A 19,342-nucleotide genomic window follows, 5' to 3' on the forward strand; every position below is an offset into this window, starting at 1 on the left:
GCATGTCCAGCACGACCGATGCCGTCATCCAGGACCTGGCGGCGCAAAAATATAAATACGGGTTCACCACCGAGATCGAGATGGAGGAATTCCCGAAAGGGCTCTCCCCCGACATCGTGCGGATGATTTCCGCCAAGAAAGGCGAGCCCGCCTGGCTGCTGGAATGGCGGCTGAAGGCCTACGAGGCCTGGCTGAAGATGGAAGAGCCGAGCTGGGCGCGCATCCATCACGCCCCGATCGATTATCAGGATCTCTATTACTACGCGGCGCCCGCCAAAGCCGCGCCGAAATCGCTCGATGAGGTCGATCCCGAGCTCTTGCGCACTTATGAGAAGCTGGGCATCCCGCTGAATGAGCGCGCCGCCCTGGCTGGTGTGGCGGTGGATGCGGTGTTCGACAGTGTGTCTGTCGCCACCACCTTCCGCGAGACCCTTTCGAAGGCCGGCGTGATCTTCTGCCCGATTTCCGAGGCGGTGCGCGAGCATCCCGAGCTGGTGCGCAAATATCTGGGCTCCGTGGTGCCGGCGGGTGATAATTACTTCGCCGCGCTGAACTCCGCCGTGTTCTCCGATGGCAGTTTCGTCTTCATTCCCAAGGGCGTGAAATGCCCGATGGAGCTTTCCACCTATTTCCGCATCAATGCCCGCAATACCGGGCAGTTTGAACGTACGCTGATCATCGCCGAGGAGGGGGCCTCCGTCTCCTACCTTGAAGGCTGCACCGCGCCGATGCGCGATGAAAACCAGCTGCACGCCGCCGTGGTTGAGCTGGTGGCGTTGGATGAGGCGAAGATCAAATATTCCACCGTGCAGAACTGGTATCCTGGCGATGCCGACGGCAAGGGCGGTATTTACAACTTCGTTACCAAGCGCGGCGCCTGCCGAGGCAGGAATTCCAAAATCTCCTGGACCCAGGTGGAAACCGGCTCGGCGATTACCTGGAAATATCCCTCCTGCATCCTGCAGGGCGAGGGCTCGGTGGGTGAGTTCTATTCGGTCGCCGTGACCAACGGGCATCAGCAGGCCGATACCGGCACCAAGATGATCCATATCGGCAAGAACACCAGCAGCACGATCATCTCCAAGGGCATTTCCGCCGGGAAATCCAACAACACCTATCGCGGCCAGGTGAAAATCCTGCCCGGCGCGTCCGGTGCGCGCAACTTCACCCAGTGCGATTCCTTGCTGATCGGCGATCAGTGCGGCGCGCATACGGTGCCCTATATCGAAAACCGCAATGCCTCGGCGAAAGTGGAGCATGAAGCGACCACCTCCAAGATCGCCGAGGACCAGCTTTTCTATTGCCGCTCGCGCGGTCTCTCGGAAGAGGATGCGGTGGGGCTGATCGTCAATGGCTTCTGCAAGGATGTGCTGAAGGAATTGCCGATGGAATTCGCCGTTGAGGCACAAAAACTATTAGCTGTTTCTCTGGAAGGTTCGGTGGGCTGATGCTCGAGATCAAGAATTTGCATGCGCGGATCGGCGATGCGGAAATCCTCAAGGGCGTGACGCTCACCATCCCGGATGGCGAGATCCATGCCATCATGGGCCCGAACGGCGCTGGTAAGTCGACCCTTTCCTACGTGCTCTCCGGCCGTGACGGCTATGAGGTGACGGAAGGCGAGGCGATTTATAACGGCCAGAATATTCTGGAGATGGAGCCGGAAGACCGCGCTGCCGCCGGGCTGTTCCTGGCCTTCCAATATCCGGTGGAGCTGCCGGGTGTGGGCAATGCCAATTTCCTGCGCACCGCCTTGAACGCCGTGCGCCGCAAGCGTGGTGAGGAAGAGCTGGATGCAGTGGCTTTCCTGAAGCAGGCCCGTGCCGCGGTGAAGCAGCTGGCGATGAAAGAGGATTTCCTCAAGCGCAACGTCAATGTCGGCTTCTCCGGCGGTGAGAAGAAGCGCAATGAGATGATGCAGATGGCGCTGCTGAAGCCGGGCCTGGCCATTCTGGACGAGACCGATTCCGGCCTGGATATCGATGCGCTGAAGATCGTCGCCGAAGGTGTGAACGCGCTGCGCAGCGAAAAATTCTCTGCCCTGGTCATCACCCATTATCAGCGCCTGCTCGATCATATCGTGCCGGATGTGGTGCATGTGCTGGCGAACGGGAAGATCGTGCGTTCCGGCCCGGCCGATCTGGCCAAGGAGCTGGAAGCCAGCGGCTATGCCGGGCTGGAAGCCGCCTGAGCATGACAGCGCTTCCCACCCGCAAGCTGGAGGCCTGGCGCTTTACCGATCTGCGCCCGATCTCCAGCACTGAATTCGGCGCCCCGCCGGCGATGGCGGCAGCACCCGAATTGCCGGATCTGCCGTTTCCGCGCTTCGTGTTCCTGAATGGCACACTGAACGCGGCACTCTCGACCTCTTTTGCCTACGCGAAACCGTTCGCGCCGGTGCAGGAAGTTGGCGCGCAGCCGATGGCGCTGATCAATGCGGCGAATGCCAAGGACGGTATCAATATCGTGGTGCCTGATGGGGTTGATGCCGGCGAAGTGCTGCTCATCTCGCAAGCCTCCGGTGCCGCGCCTTTCGCCTTCCACCCGCGCCATCGCGTGACGCTGGGGCAGGGGGCGAAGCTGACCATCGTCGAAATCGACGAAGGTGAAGGCGTGTACTGGCAGAATGCGCTGTTCGATATCGATGTTGCGCAAGATGCAAGGCTGCAGCATTTCCGCCTGCAGCAGGAAAGCCTGGAGGCGTTCAACATCACCTCCATCCGCGCGCGCATCGGCGAGGCCGCCGCCTACGAGCATTTCACCTTGACCCTGGGTGCGAAGCTTTCGCGCACCGAGATCGAGGCGGACCTCACCGGCGAGACCGCTCTGGCGCATCTCAACGCCGCCCAGCTTCTGGGTGGCAGCCAGCATGGCGATTTCACCACCATCATCCGCCACAAGGCGCCCAACTGCCCGTCGCGCCAGACGGTGAAATCCGTCCTCGCCGGCAAGGCCCGCGGGGTCTTCCAGGGCAAGATCGAAGTGGACCAGATCGCCCAGAAGACCGATGGCTACCAGATGAGCCAGGCGCTGCTGCTCTCCCCGGATGCCGAGATGGACATCAAGCCCGAGCTGCAAATTTTCGCGGATGACGTGAAATGCTCGCACGGTGCCACCATCGGCGCGCTGGATGAGGAGCAGGTGTTCTATCTGCGCTCGCGCGGTATTCCCGAGGCGGATGCACGGCAGATCCTGATCCGCGCCTTCCTTGAGGAAGCGCTGGAGCCGGTCACACACGACGCCTCCAAGGCTCTGTTCGAGGATGCGCTGGCAAGCTGGTGGGGCAAGCAATGAGCCTCACCACCCAGCCTCTGGATGTGCATAAGCTGCGTGAGGATTTCCCCATCCTGTCGCAAAAAGTGCATGGCAAGCCTTTCGTGTTTCTGGATTCCGGCGCCTCCGCGCAGAAGCCGAAACAGGTGATTGAGGCGATGCGCTTCGTGATGGAAGCGCAATATGCCAACGTCCATCGCGGCCTGCATTACATGTCCGAAAAAGCCTCGGATGCGTATGAGGCGGTGCGTGACAAGGTGGCGGAGCTGATCAATGCCGGCTCGCGTGATGAGATCGTCTTCACCCGCAACGCCACCGAGAGCGTGAATCTCGTCGCCTATACATGGGGCCGCAGCGCGCTGAAGCCTGGCGATGCGGTGGCGGTCTCCGAGATGGAGCACCACGCCAATCTCGTCCCCTGGCAGATGCTGCGCGATGCCCACGGCACCGAACTGCGCATCGTCAAAATCACCGATTCCGGCGAGCTGGACTGGGACTCGCTGGAACAGGTGTTCGCGGACGGCAAGGTGAAGCTGCTCTCGCTCACCCATATGTCCAACGTGCTGGGCACCTACACGCCGGTCGAGCGGCTGGCGAAATTCGCGCATGAGCGCGGCGCGAAGCTCATGCTGGACGGGGCGCAGGCGATCGTCCATCGCGCTGTCGATGTCCGCGCCATCGATGCGGATTTCTACGTCTTCTCCGGTCATAAGCTCTACGGCCCCACCGGCATCGGCGTGCTCTGGGCGAAGCCCGAAATCCTGGCCGAGATGCCGCCTTTCATGGGCGGCGGCGACATGATTGCCAGCGTCGGCTACCAGCATTCCACCTGGGCGAAGCCGCCGCACCGCTTCGAGGCCGGCACGCCGGCGATCATCGAGACGATCGGGCTAGGGGCGGCCATCGATTATGTCCGCAATGTCGGCTTCGCCGCGATTGCCGAACATGAGCGCCACCTCACCGAACATGCGCTGGCCACGCTGAGCCGGATCGAGGGGCTGCGTATCCTCGGCAGCGCGCAGGATCGCGGCGGGGTGATCTCCTTCGTGATGAAGGATGCGCATGCGCATGATATCGCCACACTTCTGGACCGCCAGGGCATCGCGGTGCGCGCCGGGCATCATTGCGCCGAGCCGCTGATGGGCCGCCTGGGTGTGACCAGCACCGCGCGCGCCACCTTCGGGCTGTACACGCTGCCCGAGGAGATCGACGCGCTGGCCACCGGGCTTGAGCGGGTGCGCAAGATTTTCGCATGAACGAGGCGCTCTACCACTCCCTCCTGCTCGACCGCGCCCGCCACCCGCGCCATGCGGGCCGGCCGGCCGCGTTCGATGCGATGGGGGCGGGGGAGAATCGCATGTGCGGAGACCAGGTCAGCATCTTCCGCGTAGGCTCCGCCTGCCGGCACGAGGCGCAGGGCTGCGCCATCCTTGCCGCCAGCGCGGAGCTGATGTGCGATGCGGCCACCGGCAAAAATGCCGGTGAAATCGCCATATTGGCAGAGAGTTTCGAGCAACTCGTTAAGACCGGGCAGGAAAACCCGGAATTGGGAGATCTGAATGCGCTTGCAGGCATTGCGCAATATCCTTCCCGGCTTCGGTGCGCGACCCTCCCCTGGAGCGCCCTCAGAGCCAGCCTCGCCGGAGATCCCGGCGCGGGAGATAGAGACCATGACTGAAGAGAAGCACGAACCCGAACAGATGCAGCCGGTGACCAGCTGGACGCCCGACGGCGAAAGCCCGCCGCGTGTCTCCGAGGAAGCGGTGATCGGCGCCATCTGCACCGTGTATGATCCGGAAATTCCGGTGAATATCTACGAGCTGGGGCTGATCTACGCGATCGAGATCGCCGATAATGGCAATGTGAAGGTTGAGATGACGCTGACGGCGCCGGGCTGCCCGTCCGCGCAGGAGCTGCCGGAGATGGTGCGTGACGCCATCGCGCAGATTGACGGGGTCGGCGATATCACGGTCGATACCGTCTGGGATCCGGCCTGGGACCAGAGCCGCATGAGCGAGGAAGCCCGGCTCATGCTGAACATGTTTTGAGGTGAAGCCATGGATGTAACCCACACCGCCGCGCCGAAAAAACGCGAGCTGCCGCCTTTGATGTCGCTGAGCGACGCCGCCGCCGCGCGGCTGCGCAAGCTCTATGATGGCGCCGAGAAGGGCAAGCTGCTGCGCATCTCCGTCGGCACCAAGGGCTGCTCGGGCATGTCCTACGAGATGGACTGGGTGGAAGCGCCCGCCGCCACGGATGAGGTGGTGAGGAGCCAGGATCTGACCGTGCTGGTGGACCGCAAGGCGACCTTGTTCCTGATCGGCACCGTGATGGACTACAAGGAAGACAAGCTGACGCGTGGCTTCACCTTCGAGAACCCGAACGAGAAGGGCCGCTGCGGCTGCGGCGAGAGCTTTCACGTTTAAGGAAGAGATGGGGCGTTTTTGAAAAACGCCCCCAAAAAACGTTTATGCCCCCAGGATCACCGATACCGGCACGTGGTCGCTGGGCTGGGTCTTGCCCCGCTCATCCTTGTGAATAATCACATGCTGTAACCGCTCCGCCAGCCTGGGCGAGAGCAGCGCATGGTCGATCCGCAGCCCGATATTCCTGTCCCACGCCCCGCCCTGATAATCCCAGAACGTATACAGCGTGTCCTTCGGATGCAGGGCCCGCACCGCCTCGGTCAGTCCGGTATGCAGCAGCGCATGAAACGCCGCCCTGGTTTCCGGGCGGATCAGCGCATCATTCGCCGGCAGCGCGCGCGGGGCGAAATCCGCGTCGGTCGGGCAGACATTATAGTCGCCGGCCAGGATGAAATCTTCATCCCCCGCCATCAGCGCCGCCGCGTGCGCGCGCAACGCCGCCATCCAGTGCAGCTTGTACTGGTAGCCGGCCTCACCGCCGGAATTGCCATTGGGCAGATACAGCCCGCCAATGCGCATCCCCTGGGCCTTCACCTCGACAAAGCGTGAATGCGCATCCTCCTCGCCCATGCCGGGCAGGCGGCGATGCGTCACCTCCACCCCGCCTTTATGCAGGATGGCGACGCCATTATAGGATTTCTGGCCGACAATCTCCGCCTCATAGCCAAGGGCAGAGAACGCCATGCCGGGAAACTGGTGTTCCTCGCACTTAATCTCCTGCAGCAGCAGGAAATCCGGCTGTTCGCGGTCCAGAAACGAGGCGACATGCGCCTCGCGCGTGCGCACGGAATTCACATTCCAGGTGGTGATTTTCAGCACGGGGAGGGGTCAGTCGACCGAGAAGGAGGTGCCGCAGCCGCAGGAGGCGGTGGCATTCGGGTTTTTCACCAGGAAATGCGCGCCCATCAGGCTGTCCTTGAAATCCAGCTCGGCCCCGGCCAGGAAATCCAGGCTCACCGGGTCCACCAACACTTTCGCCCCGTCGCGCTCCAGCACCAGATCATCCGGGGCGCTGGCGGCGGTCAGGTCGAATTTATATTGCAGGCCGGAGCAGCCACCGGCCAGAACCTCCACCCGCAGGGCCTGCGCGCTGGGGTCATCAGCCAGGATTTCCGCCACCCGGGCGGCGGCGGAGGCGGAAATGGCGAAAGGGGCAATCACGTCGCTCATGGCGCTTATATAGCGCGTCGCCCCCTTGGAGGTAAGGCCACGCTGTTCTAAAGCCCTGCCCATGGAGAAAGCCCCCTATGCCGTGCAGGAAGGCGAAAGCCGTGGCCGCGTGCATGACCAGGCGCGCTCGGACGAGCGCAGCCCCTTTCAGCGCGACCGCGACCGCGTGGTGCACAGCTCGGCCTTCCGCAAGCTGCAATATAAAACCCAGGTCTTCATCAACCGCGAGGGGGATTTCTACCGCACAAGGCTGACCCACAGCCTGGAGGTGGCGCAGATCGCCCGCGCCATCGCCCGTGCCCTGCGCTTCGATGAAGACCTCACCGAATGCCTGGCCTTGGCGCATGATCTCGGCCATCCACCCTTCGGCCATGCCGGCGAGACCGGGCTGGACGAGGCGCTGAAGGATTTTGGCGGGTTCGACCATAACGACCAGAGCTTCCGCGTCGTCACCCAGCTTGAGCAGCGTTATGCGGCGTTCGACGGGCTGAACCTCACCTGGGAAAGCCTGGAGGGGCTGGCCAAGCATAACGGCCCGCTGAAAAACCCGCCCCCGACCATCGCCGCCTTCAACGAAGCGCATGATCTGGACCTCGCCCGCCAGACCTCCGGCGAGGCGCAGATTGCGGCGTTCTCCGACGATATCGCCTATAACACCCATGATCTGGACGACGGGCTGCGCGCCGGGCTGTTCGCCTTCGAGGATATTCTGGAACTGCCGGTGATTGGCGATCTGCTGCGCGACGCCCGCAAGCTCACCGATCAGCCCCAGCGGATCCGCGCCGAGCTCAGCCGGCGGGTGATCAATTGCCTGGTGCATGACACGCTGGCCGAGAGCGGCCGCCGGCTGGAGGCGCTGGCCCCTACCTCCTGCGCGGATATTCGCGCCCATGCCGGCGCGGTGATCGGCTTCTCCGAGGAGATCCGCCAGGCCAATGTGGCGCTGAAACGCTTCCTGATGGCCCGTATGTACCGGCATTGGAAGCTCAACCGGATGAATTATAAATGCAGCCACGTCACCCGCACTCTGGGCAGCCTGCTGCTGAAGCGCCCAGAGCTGCTGCCCGATGATTGGCGTGCCCGCGCAGGCAAGCCCGAAACCCCGGAAGCCGCCGCCACCGTGCGCGACTATGTGGCCGGCATGACCGACCGCTACGCCCAGGATGAGTTTTCCCGTTTGACCGATCCGTCGGTTCCCGCTTGAGAGACAAGATGCAAGACGAAAATCTGTTTGCCGTGCTGCGCGGCAAGGTGCTGGCCGCCCTTGAAACATTGGCCCCGGGCCTCGCTCCGGAAATCCTGGCCCGGGTGGAGGTGACCCCCACCAAGGATGCCGCCCATGGCGATATGGCGACCAACGCCGCGATGATCGCCGCCAAGCCGGCCGGCAAAAACCCGCGCGAGCTGGCCGCCGGGCTGGTGGCGGCGCTGAGCGGCCAAGGCGGCATTGCCAAGGCTGAGGCGGCGGGGCCGGGCTTCGTCAACCTCACTTTGGCGCCGGAACTGCTGTTGGCGCAGATCCCGGTGATTCTGAACGCTGGGGAGGCTTACGGCCAGGGTGCGGCGCGGCCGGGCAAGATCAATGTCGAGTACGTCTCCGCCAACCCCACCGGGCCGCTGCATGTCGGTCATTGCCGGGGCGCCGTGGTGGGCGATGCGCTGGCCAATCTGCTGCGCAAGGCCGGGCATGATGTGGTCAAGGAATATTACGTCAACGATGCCGGGGCGCAGGTGCAGGCTTTGGCCCGCTCAAGCTATGTCCGGTATCTAGAGGCGCTGGGCCGCCCGACTTCCGCCTATATCGAAACCGTGCCCGGCGGCATGCAATATGGCGGCGCCTATCTCATCCCCATCGGCCAGGCGCTGGCGGAAAAATATGGCGACATCTATGCGGAGGCGCCGGAAGCCGCATGGCTGGAGCTGTTCCGCGATTTCGCCATCGAGCACATGATGAGCATGATCCGCGAGGATCTGGCCGCCTTGGGCGTGCGCCATGACGTGTTCTCCTCCGAGCGCGCGCTGGTCGAGAATGGCGGCGTGGAGCGCGGGCTGGATGCGCTGCGTGAAAAAGGCCTGATCTATCGCGGCATTCTGGAGCCGCCCAAGGGCAAGACGCCCGAGGATTGGGAGCCGCGCGAGCAGGAGCTGTTCCGCTCCACCGAATATGGCGACGACGTGGACCGCCCGGTCTCCAAATCCGACGGCAGCTACACCTATTTCGCCAACGACATCGCCTATCATAACGACAAGATCATCCGTGGCCCGCAGGCCGATCTGATCGACGTGTTGGGTGCGGACCATGGCGGCTATGTGAAGCGCATGCAGGCGGCGGTGAAGGCGCTCTCCGGCGGGCGACTGGATGTGGTGCTCTGCCAGATCGTCAAGGTGATGAAGGATGGCGAGCCGGTCAAAATGTCCAAGCGCGCCGGCACCTTTGTCGAGCTGCGGGATCTGATCGACGAGGTCGGGCCGGATGCGGTGCGCTTCCTGATGCTGATGCGCAAATCCGACGCGCAGATGGAGTTCGACCTCAACGCCGCCGTGGCGCAGACCCGCGAAAACCCGGTTTTCTACGTGCAATACGCGCATGCGCGGGCGCGCTCGGTGCTGCGCGCCGCCGCCGCGCCGTCGGCCGAGGCGGATTTCTCCACCCTCACCGCGCCGGAAGAGCAGGCGCTGCTGCGCCGGCTGATCACCTGGCCGCGTCTGGTCGAGCAGGCGGCGGAAGCGCGCGAGCCGCATCGCGTGGCGTTTTTCCTGTATGATCTGGCCTCGGATTTCCACGCTTTGTGGAATGCCGGGCGCGACAATGCCGCCTTGCGCTTCCTGCAGGAGGATAAGCCGGCGGAGACGGCGGCGCGCATCGGGCTTGTGGCGGCCACCGCCATCGTGCTTCGCTCGGCCCTGGCCGTGCTCGGCGTCACGCCGGTTGAGGAAATGAGGTAAGGATTTGCAGGAAGACGACGACGATTTCCTGTATCGGCCGCACCGCGCCAAGGGCCAGCGGCTGGACCCGGCGATCCAGCGCATGGCGATCGCCGCGGGCGGGGTTTCGGTGCTGGTCATCGTCGTCGCCTGGGTCTGGAGCGGCATCCATCCTTACACGTTCGGCCCGCCGCCGGTGGTGGAACCGCCGGCGACACCTTTGCGCGTGGTCCCTGCCGATCCTGGCGGGTTGGTGGTGCCGGGCGCCAATATTCCCATCATGTCCGGCGAGGTCAGCGACAAGGCGCCGCGTCTAGCCGCCCCTGGCCAGGCGCCGGATATCGCGGCTCTGGATCAGGCGGCGGGGTTGAACCAGCCGCCCCCTCAGCTGGCGCAGGCCGCCCCGCCGGCAGCGCCGGGGACGAGCCCGGATGACGCGCCGGCGCCGGCCAACGCCACCCCGGCCACCACCGACAAGCCGCAAAACATCACCCCCGCCGCCTCGCAGACGCCGCGCCCCGGCTCCACTGCCTCCAGCGCGGCCCAGGCCGAGGGGATGAGCGCGGTGCAGCTTGCCGCCACCGGGGATGAGGCCGGCGCGCTTTCCACCTGGACCAAGCTGCAAAAGCAGTTCCCGGATCTGCTCGCCGGGCGCACGCCGGAGATCATCCCGGCGATCGTGAACGGGCAGAGTGTCTGGCGGCTGCGGATTGGCGGCTTCCCCTCCGGCGCGGCGGCGAAAACATTCTGTGACAACCTCACCTCCAAGGGCGCGGCCTGTGCCGTGGCGGCATTTTGAAACCAGCGATTTTGGGGATTTCCGGCCTCTCACTGACGGGTGAGGAGCGCGCGCTGTTTCGTGAGCACGCGCCGCGCGGGGCGATTTTGTTCAAGCGCAACATCGCCGATCCGGCGCAGCTGGCGGACCTCACGGCGGAGCTGAAAGCCATCCTGCCGCCGGGCGCGGTGCTGATGGTGGACCAGGAGGGCGGGCGCGTCGCCCGGCTGCGTGCCCCGCATTGGCACGAACTGCCCGCCGCCGGCACGCTGAGGAGCGAGGAGGAAGCCTACGCCCACGGCCAGGCGCTCGGCGCCATGGTGCGCGAGGCCGGCTTCACCTGCACCGCCGCCCCGGTGCTGGATATCCGCATCCCCGGCGCCTCGGACGTGGTGGGGGACCGCGCGATCACCGGCGATGCCGCGACCGTCGGCCGGCTGGGCGGGGCGATCGCGCGCGGCATCATCGAAGCGGGCATCCTGCCGGTGATGAAGCATCTGCCCGGCCATGGGCGCGCCCTGGTTGATTCGCATGTGGCGCAGCCGGTGGTGCCGGCGTTGACGCGGGATGATCTGGCACCTTTCATCGCCAACAAGGATCTGCCCTGGGCGATGACGGCGCATGTGGTTTACGAGCAATATGACCGTTTCAATCCGGGCACCTTGTCCGAAATTGTGATCCGCGATCTCATTCGCGGCGAGATTGGATTTCAGGGCGTGCTGGTCTCGGACGATCTGGCCATGGGCGCGCTCTCCAGCGACCCTGACCCGGCCTCGCGGGCGCGCCGGGCGCTGGCGGCGGGGTGCGATATCGCGCTTTATTGCCCGGGCGATTTCGCCGGCAACCGGGCCGTGCTGGAGGCGCTGTGATGGTTCATTTTCTCTCTATCCTTGCCGGGCTCGGCATCGCCATCATCCTGCATGAGCTGGCGCATGGCGTCGTTGCTTATTGGATGGGCGACAAGACCGCTAAACTGGCCGGGCGGCTGACGCTGAACCCGGTTAGACATCTGGACAAGATGGGCTCCTTCATCCTGCCGCTGATTCTGGCGGTGGGGCAGCTCGCCACGCTGGGGCATATCGCCTTTCTCTATGGCTGGGCGAAGCCGGTGCCGGTCAATCCGTTCAACCTGCATCTCGGTGGCTATCGCGAGCCGCGCCGGCTGATGGCGATCGTCGCCCTGGCCGGGCCGGCGATGAATTTCATCCTGGCGCTGGGGGGCGGGGTGGCGATGCATGCGGCGGTGGCGGCGCAATCCATCCCCTGGCTGGATTTCCTGGCCTATTTCATCGAGATCAACCTGCTGCTTGGGCTGTTCAACCTGATCCCGCTGCCGCCGATGGATGGCGGGCGGATCGCGGTGGGCGTCCTGCCGCTGAAGCTGGCGATGCGGCTGGCGCGGGCGGAAAATCTTGGCATCGCCGCGGTGCTGCTGGTTTTGTTCGTGCTGCCGGTGACGCTGCAACAATTCGGCGTGCATTTCGACCCGTTCCGTGACGTGATGGGGCTGCTGCTGCCGGCCGCCGAGCGGCTGGTGCTGGGCCTGACGGGAAATGGCTTTGGAGACAACTGAGACCCTGGTTCTGTCGCTGGAGGGGTTCGAGGGGCCGCTGGACCTGCTGCTCGAACTCGCCCGCACCCAGAAGGTGGATCTGGCGAAAATCTCCATCCTGCAGCTGGTCGAGCAGTTTCTGGCGGTGATCGAAGGGGCGCGCCGGGTGCGCCTGGAGCTGGCGGCGGACTGGCTGGTGATGGCGGCCTGGCTGACCTGGCTGAAATCGCGCCTGCTGGTGCCGCAGCTGGGCGAGCCGGAGGATGCGGAGCTGGCCGCCGAAATTTTGCAGTCCCGGCTGATGCAGCTGCAGGCGATGCGCGTCGCCGCGGCCTGGATGGGGCAACGCCCGCAGCTGAACTGGGACGTGTTCGAGCGCGGCCTGCCGGAAGACCTCACCGAGCTGGACCGCTCGCGCCTGAAGCTGGACATGACCAGCCTGCTCTCCGCCTATCTGGCCGCCCGCCGCCGGGCCGGCGCCAAACAGCGCTACCGGCCTCGGCCGATGGTGTATTTCTCGGTGCAGGATGCGCTCCAGCGCGTCGGGCGGATGCTGGGCTCGCTGCCCGACTGGGCGAGCCTGGAGCAATTTCTGCCGGAAGGGCTGCAGGATGGCATTCCGCGCCGGGCAGCCATCTCCTCAACCCTCATCGCGGGGCTGGAAATGGCCAAGCATGGGCAGCTAGACTTGAAGCAGGATGAGCGGTTCGGGCCGATTCTGATGCGGCAGAAGAAGGAGAGCGAAGGATCTGATGGCTGAAGCCTTTACGCTGCCGATGCGCCTGGCCGAAGCGGCGATTTTCGCCGCCACCCAGCCGGTGACGGCCAGAATGCTGGCCAATCTGCTGCCGGTGGATACGGATGTGGACGCGGTGATGAGCGATCTGGTCACCGCCTATGCCTCGCGCGGGGTGAATATCGTCATGGTCGGCGGCGGCTGGCAGCTGCGCACCGCGCCTGATCTTGCCCCGGCTTTGCGCAAGGTGGTGGAGATGCCCCGCCGGCTGCCGCGCGTGGCGATGGAGAGCCTGGCCATCATCGCCTATCACCAGCCGGTCACCCGCACCGAGATCGAGGAGATCCGTGGCGCGGCCCTCTCCCAGAACACGCTGGATCTGCTGCTGGAGAACGGGCTGATCACGCCCAAGGGCCGCAAGGAGACCCCCGGCCGGCCGACCCTCTGGGGCACCACGCCGAATTTCCTCGCCCAGTTCGGGTTGAATGATCTGCGCGAGATGCCCAAGCGCGAGGAGCTGCTGATCGACCCGAACGGGCCGGCCCTTGCCGCGCCGCCAGCCGAGCCCGATGCGCAGCCGCAGGAGGCGGGGCAGCCGGATGAGGCGGCGGGGGTGGAAGAAGCGAAACCCGAATGAGCCCGCTGCGCATCACCCGCGAGACGCTGATGGACGGCACTTTGCGTGCCCGCCAGCGCGAATATGCCGCCGCCCATCCGGACATGCGCTGGCGCACCGAAGCGGAGATGAAGCAGCTTTTCGATGCAATCCTGGCCGCGCATCCGGCGGATGAAGATCTCTGGGTGTTCGGCTATGGCTCGCTGATCTGGAATCCGGCCTTCGATTACGAGGCGAAGAGCTGCGCCCTGCTGCGCGGCTGGCATCGGCGTTTCTGCCTGCGCATGTTCATCGGGCGCGGCACGCCGGAGACGCCGGGTGTGATGCTGGCCCTGGACCGCGGCGGGGCCTGCCGGGGGGTGGCGTTCCGAATCGCGGCTGAAAAAATCCGCCAGGAGCTGTGGCTGCTCTGGCAGCGGGAAATGTATGGCGGCGCCTATAATGCCCGCTGGGTGCGGCTTGAGGTCGGCGGCAAGCCCGTGCGGGCGATCACCTTCGTCATCAATCCCGACCATCCCCGCTACATCAAGGAGCTTTCGGTGGAGCAGACGGCGGCGCTGATCGCGTCCGGACGGGGGGATCTCGGCACCTGCCGGGAATATTTCGAAAACACCGTCGAGCATCTGCGCGCGCTGGGGGTGAAGGATGCGGCGCTGGCGCGGATTGCCGCGTCTTTGCCATCCGCGTGAGGGCCTGCTAGCAAGCCTGCGCGATGTTTGGATTGTCATGGGGTGAGATCGGGCTGATCATGGCGGTGGCATTGATTGCCATTGGGCCAAAGGATCTGCCTGTCGCGATCAGGACCGTCACCGGGCTGATCAAGAAGGCGCGCGGCATGGCCTCGGAATTCCAGGGCCATCTCGATGAGATGATGCGCGAGGCGAATCTCTCGGATGTGAAGGGCGAGATCGACAAGCTCCGCCGATTCGATTTCCGCACCGCCGCCGAAACCGCCTTGGACCCGGATGGCAGCCTGCGCGCCACCGCCAAGGAGGTGAATGACAGCGTCGAGACGCAGACAGTCACCGCCTACAAGCCGCCTTCCGTGGTCGAGGAAGCGCCGCCCGATGCCCCTGCCGTGATCCCGCCCGAGGCGGCGCGCAAGGCGCCCACACCCGCTTTCATTCCGCCTGGCACCAGGCGCTGGGGTTTTTAAATGACAACCGCCGATGAAGACCAGATCGACGACAAGGAAATGCCGCTGCTCGAGCATCTGGCGGAGTTGCGCAAACGGCTGATCTGGTCGGCCGCCGCCTTTCTGATCGCATTTCTTGTCTGCTATCATTTTTCCGCGAAGATTTACGACTTTCTGGCCGCCCCGCTGGCGCACGCGCTGGTGGCGCAGGGGCAGAAGCCGGAGCTGGTCTATACCGCGCTCTATGAGGCGTTCTTTACGGATGTGAAGGTGGCGGTGTTCGGCGCCGCCTTCATCTCCTTCCCGGTGCTGGCGACGCAGATCTGGCTGTTCGTCGCACCTGGGCTGTACCGGCGGGAGAAGCGCGCCTTGCTGCCCTTTCTCATCGTCACCCCCATCCTGTTCTTCGCCGGCGGGGCGCTGGCCTATTACGTGTTCTTCCCGATCGCCTGGAAATTCTTCCTCTCTTTCCAGCAGAGCGGCCAGGGCGTGGATATCTCGCTGCTGCCGAAGGTCTCGGATTATCTGAACATCGTGATGAAGCTGCTCTTCGCCTTCGGGCTCAGCTTCGAGCTGCCGGTGCTGCTTACATTGTTAGGCAAGGTCGGCATCGTCTCCTACGCGACGCTGAAGCGATATCGCCGCTACGCCTATGTCGGCTGTTTCATCGTCGCCGCCATCATGGCCCCGCCGGACGTGCCCAGCCAGTGCATCATGGCGGCGCTGCTGCTGTTCCTGTTCGAGATTTCGCTGTTCTTCGTGAAGCTCGTCGAGCCGAAATATGAGGACGAGGCCGAAGAGGCCGCCACCGCTGAGCAAAAAGACCAAGAGAATGCATGATATCAAGCTGATCCGCGAGGATGCCGAAGGGTTTGACGCGGCGCTGGCGCGCCGGGGCATGGCGCCGCTGTCGCGCGAGATCCTGGCGCTGGACGAGCAGCGCCGCACCGCGCTGGCCCGCCAGCAGGAGCTGCAGGCCGAGCGCAATGCGGTCTCCAAGAAGATCGGCGAGGCGAAGCGCGCCAAGGAAGACAGCGCCGCGCTGGAGGCGCAGGGGATGCGCATCCGCGAGGAGATTGCCAAGCTGGACGCCGAAGGGCCGCGTCTGGATGCGTTGCTGCGCGACACGCTGGGCAAGCTCCCGAACCTGCTGGATGCGGCGGTGCCCGACGGGCGCGACGAGGCGGAAAACAAGCTGGTGAAGGAATGGGGGGCGAAGCGCAATTTCGCCTTTACCCCGAAAGAGCATTTCGAGCTGGGCGAGGCGCTCGGCATGATGGATTTCGCCGGCGCGGCGAAGCTGGCCGGGGCGCGCTTTACCGTGCTGAAGGGCAAGCTCGCCCGGCTGGAACGCGCGCTGGGCCAGTTCATGCTGGATGTGCACACCACCGAGCATGGCTATGCCGAGACGGTGGTGCCGCTTTTGGTGAATGACGCCACCATGTACGGCACCGGCCAGTTGCCGAAATTCGCCGAGGATCTGTTTGCAACCACAGATGGGCGCTGGCTGATCCCGACCGCCGAGGTGCCGCTGACCAATCTGGTCGCCGGCGAGATCACCCCGGCGGCGCAATTGCCGCTGCGGCTGACCGCACTCTCTTATTGCTTCCGCTCCGAGGCCGGGTCCGCCGGGCGGGATGTGCGCGGCATGCTGCGTCAGCATCAGTTCACCAAGGTGGAGCTGGTGAGCATCACCACCCCGAGGAGAGCGCGGAGGAACATGAGCGCATGACCCGCGCCGCCGAGACGGTGCTGGAGCGGCTGGAACTGCCTTACCGGCGGATGCTGCTCTGCGCCGGGGATACCGGCTTTTCCGCCGCCAAGACCTATGATCTCGAGGTCTGGGTGCCGGGGCAGGGGAAATACCGGGAAATCTCCTCCTGCTCCAACACGCTCGCCTTCCAGGCGCGGCGGATGAATGCCCGTTTCCGGGTGGGCGATGGCAGGCCGGAATTCGTGCACACGCTGAACGGCTCGGGCACCGCTGTCGGCCGGGCGTTGATCGCGGTGATGGAGAATTATCAGAATGAGGATGGCTCGATCACCGTGCCATCCGTGCTGCGGCCTTATATGGGCGGGCTGGAGACCATCGCCGCCTGAGGCGGGTTGGCCGTTGATGGGGCCGGCGGGCAGCCGCCTGGTCCGCTGTGTATTTTGTAGGGAATGAAGTTATGAGCACCGCGCTGAAAACCGCCATCGAAGCCGCCTGGGACGACCGGGCCAGCATCTCGCCCGCCACCAAAGGCGAGGTGCGCGATGCCATTGAGGCGGCGCTGGAGCTGCTGGATTCCGGCCAGGCCCGGGTGGCGCAGCCGGGCGAGGGCGGCTGGGTGGTCAATCAGTGGCTGAAGCAGGCGGTGCTGCTCTCCTTCCGCCTGTACCCGAACTATGTGCAGGGCAATGTCGGCGATGCGCCAGTGTTCGACAAGGTGGCGATCAAGTTCGCCGGCTGGGATGAGGCGCGCTTTGCCGCCGCCGGCATGCGCGCGGTTCCCGGCGCCGTGGTCCGCCGCTCCGCCTTCATCGCCCCCGGCGTGGTGCTGATGCCGAGCTTCACCAATGTCGGCGCCTATGTCGGCGAGAACACCATGATCGACACCTGGTCGACCGTCGGCTCCTGCGCGCAGATCGGCAAGAACTGCCATATCTCCGGCGGTGTCGGCATTGGCGGGGTGCTGGAGCCGCTGCAGGCGAATCCGGTGATCATCGAGGATAATTGCTTCATCGGCGCGCGCTCCGAAGTGGCGGAAGGGGTGATCGTGGGTGAGGGCGCGGTGCTCTCGATGGGCGTGTTCCTGGGCGCCTCCACCAAGATCGTCGATCGCGAGACCGGCGAGATCATGTATGGCAAGGTGCCGCCTTATTCCGTGGTGGTGCCGGGCAGCCTGCCGGGCAAGACTCCGGCCGCGCCCAGCCTGGCGGCGGCGATCATCGTCAAGCGCGTGGATGCGCAGACCCGCTCCAAGACCTCGATCAACGAGTTGCTGCGCGCGTGATTTCCGCGCCCGCCCTGCTGCGCGAGCTGCTGCGCCGCGCTTCCGTCACCCCCGCCGATGCGGGGGCGCAGGAGGTGCTGATCGTAGCGCTACGAAAGCTGGGGTTTGAGGTGACGAGGCTGCGTTTCGGCGAGATCGAGAATTTTTTCGCCGAGCGCAAAGGCCCCGGAAAGCATCTCTGCTTCGCCGGCCATACGGATGTGGTGCCGCCCGGCGAGGGCTGGTCTCACGGGCCGTTCGACGGCGATGAGCAGGATGGCGTGCTCTATGGGCGCGGGGCGGTCGACATGAAAGGCGGCATCGCCGCTTTCGTCGCGGCGGCCTCGCGGGTGCCGGGTCATGTCTCGCTGCTGATTACCGGGGATGAGGAAGGCGAGGCGGTGGATGGCACCGTGCGGGTGCTGGACTGGATGCAGGAGCACGGGAAAATCCCGGATTTCTGCGTGGTCGGCGAGCCGACCAGCAAGGCGGTGCTCGGCGATGTGGTGAAGGTGGGGCGGCGCGGCAGTTTGAACGCCGTGATCACCATGCAGGGCCGTCAGGGCCACGCCGCCTACCCGCATCTGGCCGAGAATGCCGTGCATAAATTACTGCCCGCCTTGGCGGCGCTGGCGGCGCACAGGCTGGATGAGGGCTCGGAATTTTTCGAAGCTTCGACGCTGCAGATCACCACGGTTGATGTCGGCAATCCGGTCACCAACGTGATTCCCGGCGCGGCGGTGGCGAAGCTGAATATACGTTTCAATGATCTGCATTCCGGCGCCTCGCTGACAGCCTGGCTGAAGGAGATGCTGGCGCGCCACGCGCCTGGGGCGATGTTGCAGGTGAAGATTTCCGGCGAATCCTTTCTCACCCAGCCGGGCGAGGAGATCGGCGCGCTGGTGGGGGCGATTGAGCGGGTTACGGGGGTGACGCCGGACCGCAATACCGGCGGCGGCACCTCGGATGCGCGCTTCATCGCGCGGTTCTGCCCGGTGGCGGAGTTCGGGCTGGTCGGCACCAGCATGCATAAGGTGGATGAGGCGGTGCCGGTGGCTGAGCTGGAACGGCTCGCAGATGTCTACGCGGCGCTGATCGAAGGGTTTTGCGTATGATCATGCGCGGTCTGCTGCTGCTGGCGCGCGGCAACGCCAAAGGCATCGAGGAGTTCGGCACTGGCGAGGATGCGTTTGCCGCGTCGCTGGCGCCGTTGATCGCGTTTCCGCTGGTGGGCGCGCTGCTCAGCCTGGTCGCAGGCGATTGGAAAAGCGCGCTGCTGGGGCTGCTTTCGCGGCTTTGCACCGTGCTGGCGCTGCCCGTCATCACCTATGAGTTTGCCCGGCTGTTCGGGCGCCGGGAGCTGTGGCTGCGCACCGCCACGGCGCTGAACTGGTGCTTCTGGCTGGTGCTGCCGGCAATTCTGGTCGCGGCCTTCATCGGCTCGATCCTGGTTCAGTTCGGGCTGAAGATGGACCGGGTGGAGATGGCGGTGCTGGGGCTGATCGGGCTCTATCTGTTGTGGAATCGCTGGTTCGTGTTCCGCAACGGGCTGCAGCTGAATGTGTGGCGCTCTTTGCTGGTGCTGCTGGCCAGTATTGCCGTCACCGGGGCCTTCGCCGCCCTGCCTTGGGCCACCGGCCTGCCGCTCGCTTCCACCCAGATCACCTCGCTGCCCTGATCGGGTTACGATTTGTCATCCTGCTGTTAATGTTCGTGCTGGGACAAAAAGGGACGGAGTCCGTATAGCACCAGGCAG

Annotated in this window: 22 protein-coding genes and 1 pseudogene; 21 read left to right on the plus strand and 2 right to left on the minus strand. The window is 64.8% G+C overall.

The window, feature by feature from the left end; genetic code table 11:
- Positions 1-2: 2 nt before the first annotated feature.
- The 7 genes from sufB to ACZ46S_RS02155 are packed head-to-tail and all read left to right on the plus strand — an operon-like array spanning position 3 to position 5,699.
- Positions 3-1,448 (plus strand): Fe-S cluster assembly protein SufB, encoded by a 1,446-nt coding sequence (sufB, locus tag ACZ46S_RS02125; protein ID WP_464063182.1) that lies wholly within the window; start codon positions 3-5, stop codon positions 1,446-1,448.
- Positions 1,448-2,191 (plus strand): Fe-S cluster assembly ATPase SufC, encoded by a 744-nt coding sequence (gene sufC, locus ACZ46S_RS02130; protein WP_464063183.1) that lies wholly within the window; start codon positions 1,448-1,450, stop codon positions 2,189-2,191. The genes sufB and sufC overlap by 1 nt, the downstream gene beginning before the upstream one ends.
- Positions 2,192-2,193: 2 nt before the next feature.
- Positions 2,194-3,294 carry a Fe-S cluster assembly protein SufD gene (gene sufD / locus ACZ46S_RS02135; RefSeq protein ID WP_464063184.1) on the plus strand — a complete coding sequence of 367 codons (1,101 nt, stop codon included), beginning with the start codon at positions 2,194-2,196 and terminating at the stop codon, positions 3,292-3,294.
- A complete protein-coding gene (locus ACZ46S_RS02140) occupies positions 3,291-4,529 on the plus strand; it encodes a cysteine desulfurase (protein WP_464063185.1) in 1,239 nt (412 codons plus the stop codon). The genes sufD and ACZ46S_RS02140 overlap by 4 nt, the downstream gene beginning before the upstream one ends.
- Complete coding sequence (gene sufU, locus ACZ46S_RS02145; protein WP_464063186.1) at positions 4,526-4,951, plus strand: Fe-S cluster assembly sulfur transfer protein SufU; 426 nt, start codon at positions 4,526-4,528, stop codon at positions 4,949-4,951. Before ACZ46S_RS02140 ends, sufU begins: the two co-directional genes overlap by 4 nt.
- Positions 4,944-5,321: an SUF system Fe-S cluster assembly protein gene (locus tag ACZ46S_RS02150; protein WP_234729510.1), complete on the plus strand. Its 378-nt coding sequence runs from the start codon at positions 4,944-4,946 to the stop codon at positions 5,319-5,321. The genes sufU and ACZ46S_RS02150 overlap by 8 nt, the downstream gene beginning before the upstream one ends.
- 9 nt (positions 5,322-5,330) lie before the next feature.
- Complete coding sequence (locus ACZ46S_RS02155; protein ID WP_464063187.1) at positions 5,331-5,699, plus strand: HesB/IscA family protein; 369 nt, start codon at positions 5,331-5,333, stop codon at positions 5,697-5,699.
- Between the two features lie 42 nt (positions 5,700-5,741).
- On the opposite strand, the gene xth is transcribed toward ACZ46S_RS02155, so the two are convergent.
- Both xth and erpA read right to left on the minus strand, forming a co-directional pair.
- Positions 5,742-6,515 (minus strand): exodeoxyribonuclease III, encoded by a 774-nt coding sequence (gene xth / locus ACZ46S_RS02160; protein ID WP_464064313.1) that lies wholly within the window; start codon positions 6,513-6,515, stop codon positions 5,742-5,744.
- A gap of 12 nt (positions 6,516-6,527) precedes the next feature.
- A complete protein-coding gene (gene erpA, locus ACZ46S_RS02165; protein WP_026438567.1) occupies positions 6,528-6,869 on the minus strand; it encodes an iron-sulfur cluster insertion protein ErpA in 342 nt (113 codons plus the stop codon).
- A gap of 61 nt (positions 6,870-6,930) precedes the next feature.
- Here erpA and ACZ46S_RS02170 point away from each other — a divergent pair, with 61 nt between their 5' ends.
- The 14 genes and pseudogenes from ACZ46S_RS02170 (at position 6,931) to ACZ46S_RS02235 (ending at position 19,264) form a co-directional block, all read left to right on the plus strand.
- Positions 6,931-8,073, plus strand: coding sequence for a deoxyguanosinetriphosphate triphosphohydrolase (locus ACZ46S_RS02170; RefSeq protein WP_464063188.1), 1,143 nt, complete (start codon positions 6,931-6,933; stop codon positions 8,071-8,073).
- 8 nt (positions 8,074-8,081) lie between these two features.
- Positions 8,082-9,815 carry an arginine--tRNA ligase gene (gene argS, locus ACZ46S_RS02175; protein WP_464063189.1) on the plus strand — a complete coding sequence of 578 codons (1,734 nt, stop codon included), beginning with the start codon at positions 8,082-8,084 and terminating at the stop codon, positions 9,813-9,815.
- Positions 9,816-9,819: 4 nt separating this feature from the next.
- A complete protein-coding gene (locus ACZ46S_RS02180) occupies positions 9,820-10,593 on the plus strand; it encodes an SPOR domain-containing protein (RefSeq protein ID WP_464063190.1) in 774 nt (257 codons plus the stop codon).
- Entirely contained in the window at positions 10,590-11,441 is an 852-nt protein-coding gene (gene nagZ / locus ACZ46S_RS02185) for a beta-N-acetylhexosaminidase (RefSeq protein WP_464063191.1), read from the plus strand. The genes ACZ46S_RS02180 and nagZ overlap by 4 nt, the downstream gene beginning before the upstream one ends.
- Positions 11,441-12,145, plus strand: a complete 705-nt coding sequence (locus ACZ46S_RS02190) for a site-2 protease family protein (protein WP_464063192.1) — start codon at positions 11,441-11,443, stop codon at positions 12,143-12,145. The genes nagZ and ACZ46S_RS02190 overlap by 1 nt, the downstream gene beginning before the upstream one ends.
- The gene (locus tag ACZ46S_RS02195) at positions 12,126-12,884 is read left to right on the plus strand and encodes a segregation and condensation protein A (protein WP_464063193.1); all 759 of its coding nucleotides are present in this window, start codon (positions 12,126-12,128) and stop codon (positions 12,882-12,884) included. The genes ACZ46S_RS02190 and ACZ46S_RS02195 overlap by 20 nt, the downstream gene beginning before the upstream one ends.
- Entirely contained in the window at positions 12,877-13,497 is a 621-nt protein-coding gene (gene scpB / locus ACZ46S_RS02200; RefSeq protein ID WP_464063194.1) for an SMC-Scp complex subunit ScpB, read from the plus strand. The genes ACZ46S_RS02195 and scpB overlap by 8 nt, the downstream gene beginning before the upstream one ends.
- Positions 13,494-14,165: a gamma-glutamylcyclotransferase gene (locus tag ACZ46S_RS02205; protein ID WP_295738946.1), complete on the plus strand. Its 672-nt coding sequence runs from the start codon at positions 13,494-13,496 to the stop codon at positions 14,163-14,165. Before scpB ends, ACZ46S_RS02205 begins: the two co-directional genes overlap by 4 nt.
- Positions 14,166-14,188: 23 nt before the next feature.
- Complete coding sequence (tatB, locus tag ACZ46S_RS02210; RefSeq protein WP_295738944.1) at positions 14,189-14,632, plus strand: Sec-independent protein translocase protein TatB; 444 nt, start codon at positions 14,189-14,191, stop codon at positions 14,630-14,632.
- Positions 14,633-15,451, plus strand: a complete 819-nt coding sequence (tatC, locus tag ACZ46S_RS02215) for a twin-arginine translocase subunit TatC (protein ID WP_464063195.1) — start codon at positions 14,633-14,635, stop codon at positions 15,449-15,451.
- A pseudogene (serS, locus tag ACZ46S_RS02220) lies at positions 15,444-16,711 on the plus strand (serine--tRNA ligase). Before tatC ends, serS begins: the two are co-directional and overlap by 8 nt.
- A gap of 71 nt (positions 16,712-16,782) precedes the next feature.
- Positions 16,783-17,607, plus strand: a complete 825-nt coding sequence (dapD, locus tag ACZ46S_RS02225; protein ID WP_464063196.1) for a 2,3,4,5-tetrahydropyridine-2,6-dicarboxylate N-succinyltransferase — start codon at positions 16,783-16,785, stop codon at positions 17,605-17,607.
- Positions 17,604-18,701, plus strand: coding sequence for a succinyl-diaminopimelate desuccinylase (gene dapE / locus ACZ46S_RS02230; protein WP_464063197.1), 1,098 nt, complete (start codon positions 17,604-17,606; stop codon positions 18,699-18,701). The genes dapD and dapE overlap by 4 nt, the downstream gene beginning before the upstream one ends.
- A complete protein-coding gene (locus tag ACZ46S_RS02235) occupies positions 18,698-19,264 on the plus strand; it encodes a hypothetical protein (RefSeq protein WP_464063198.1) in 567 nt (188 codons plus the stop codon). The genes dapE and ACZ46S_RS02235 overlap by 4 nt, the downstream gene beginning before the upstream one ends.
- Positions 19,265-19,342: the final 78 nt, after the last annotated feature.

The organism is Acidocella aluminiidurans (genome assembly GCF_055383125.1).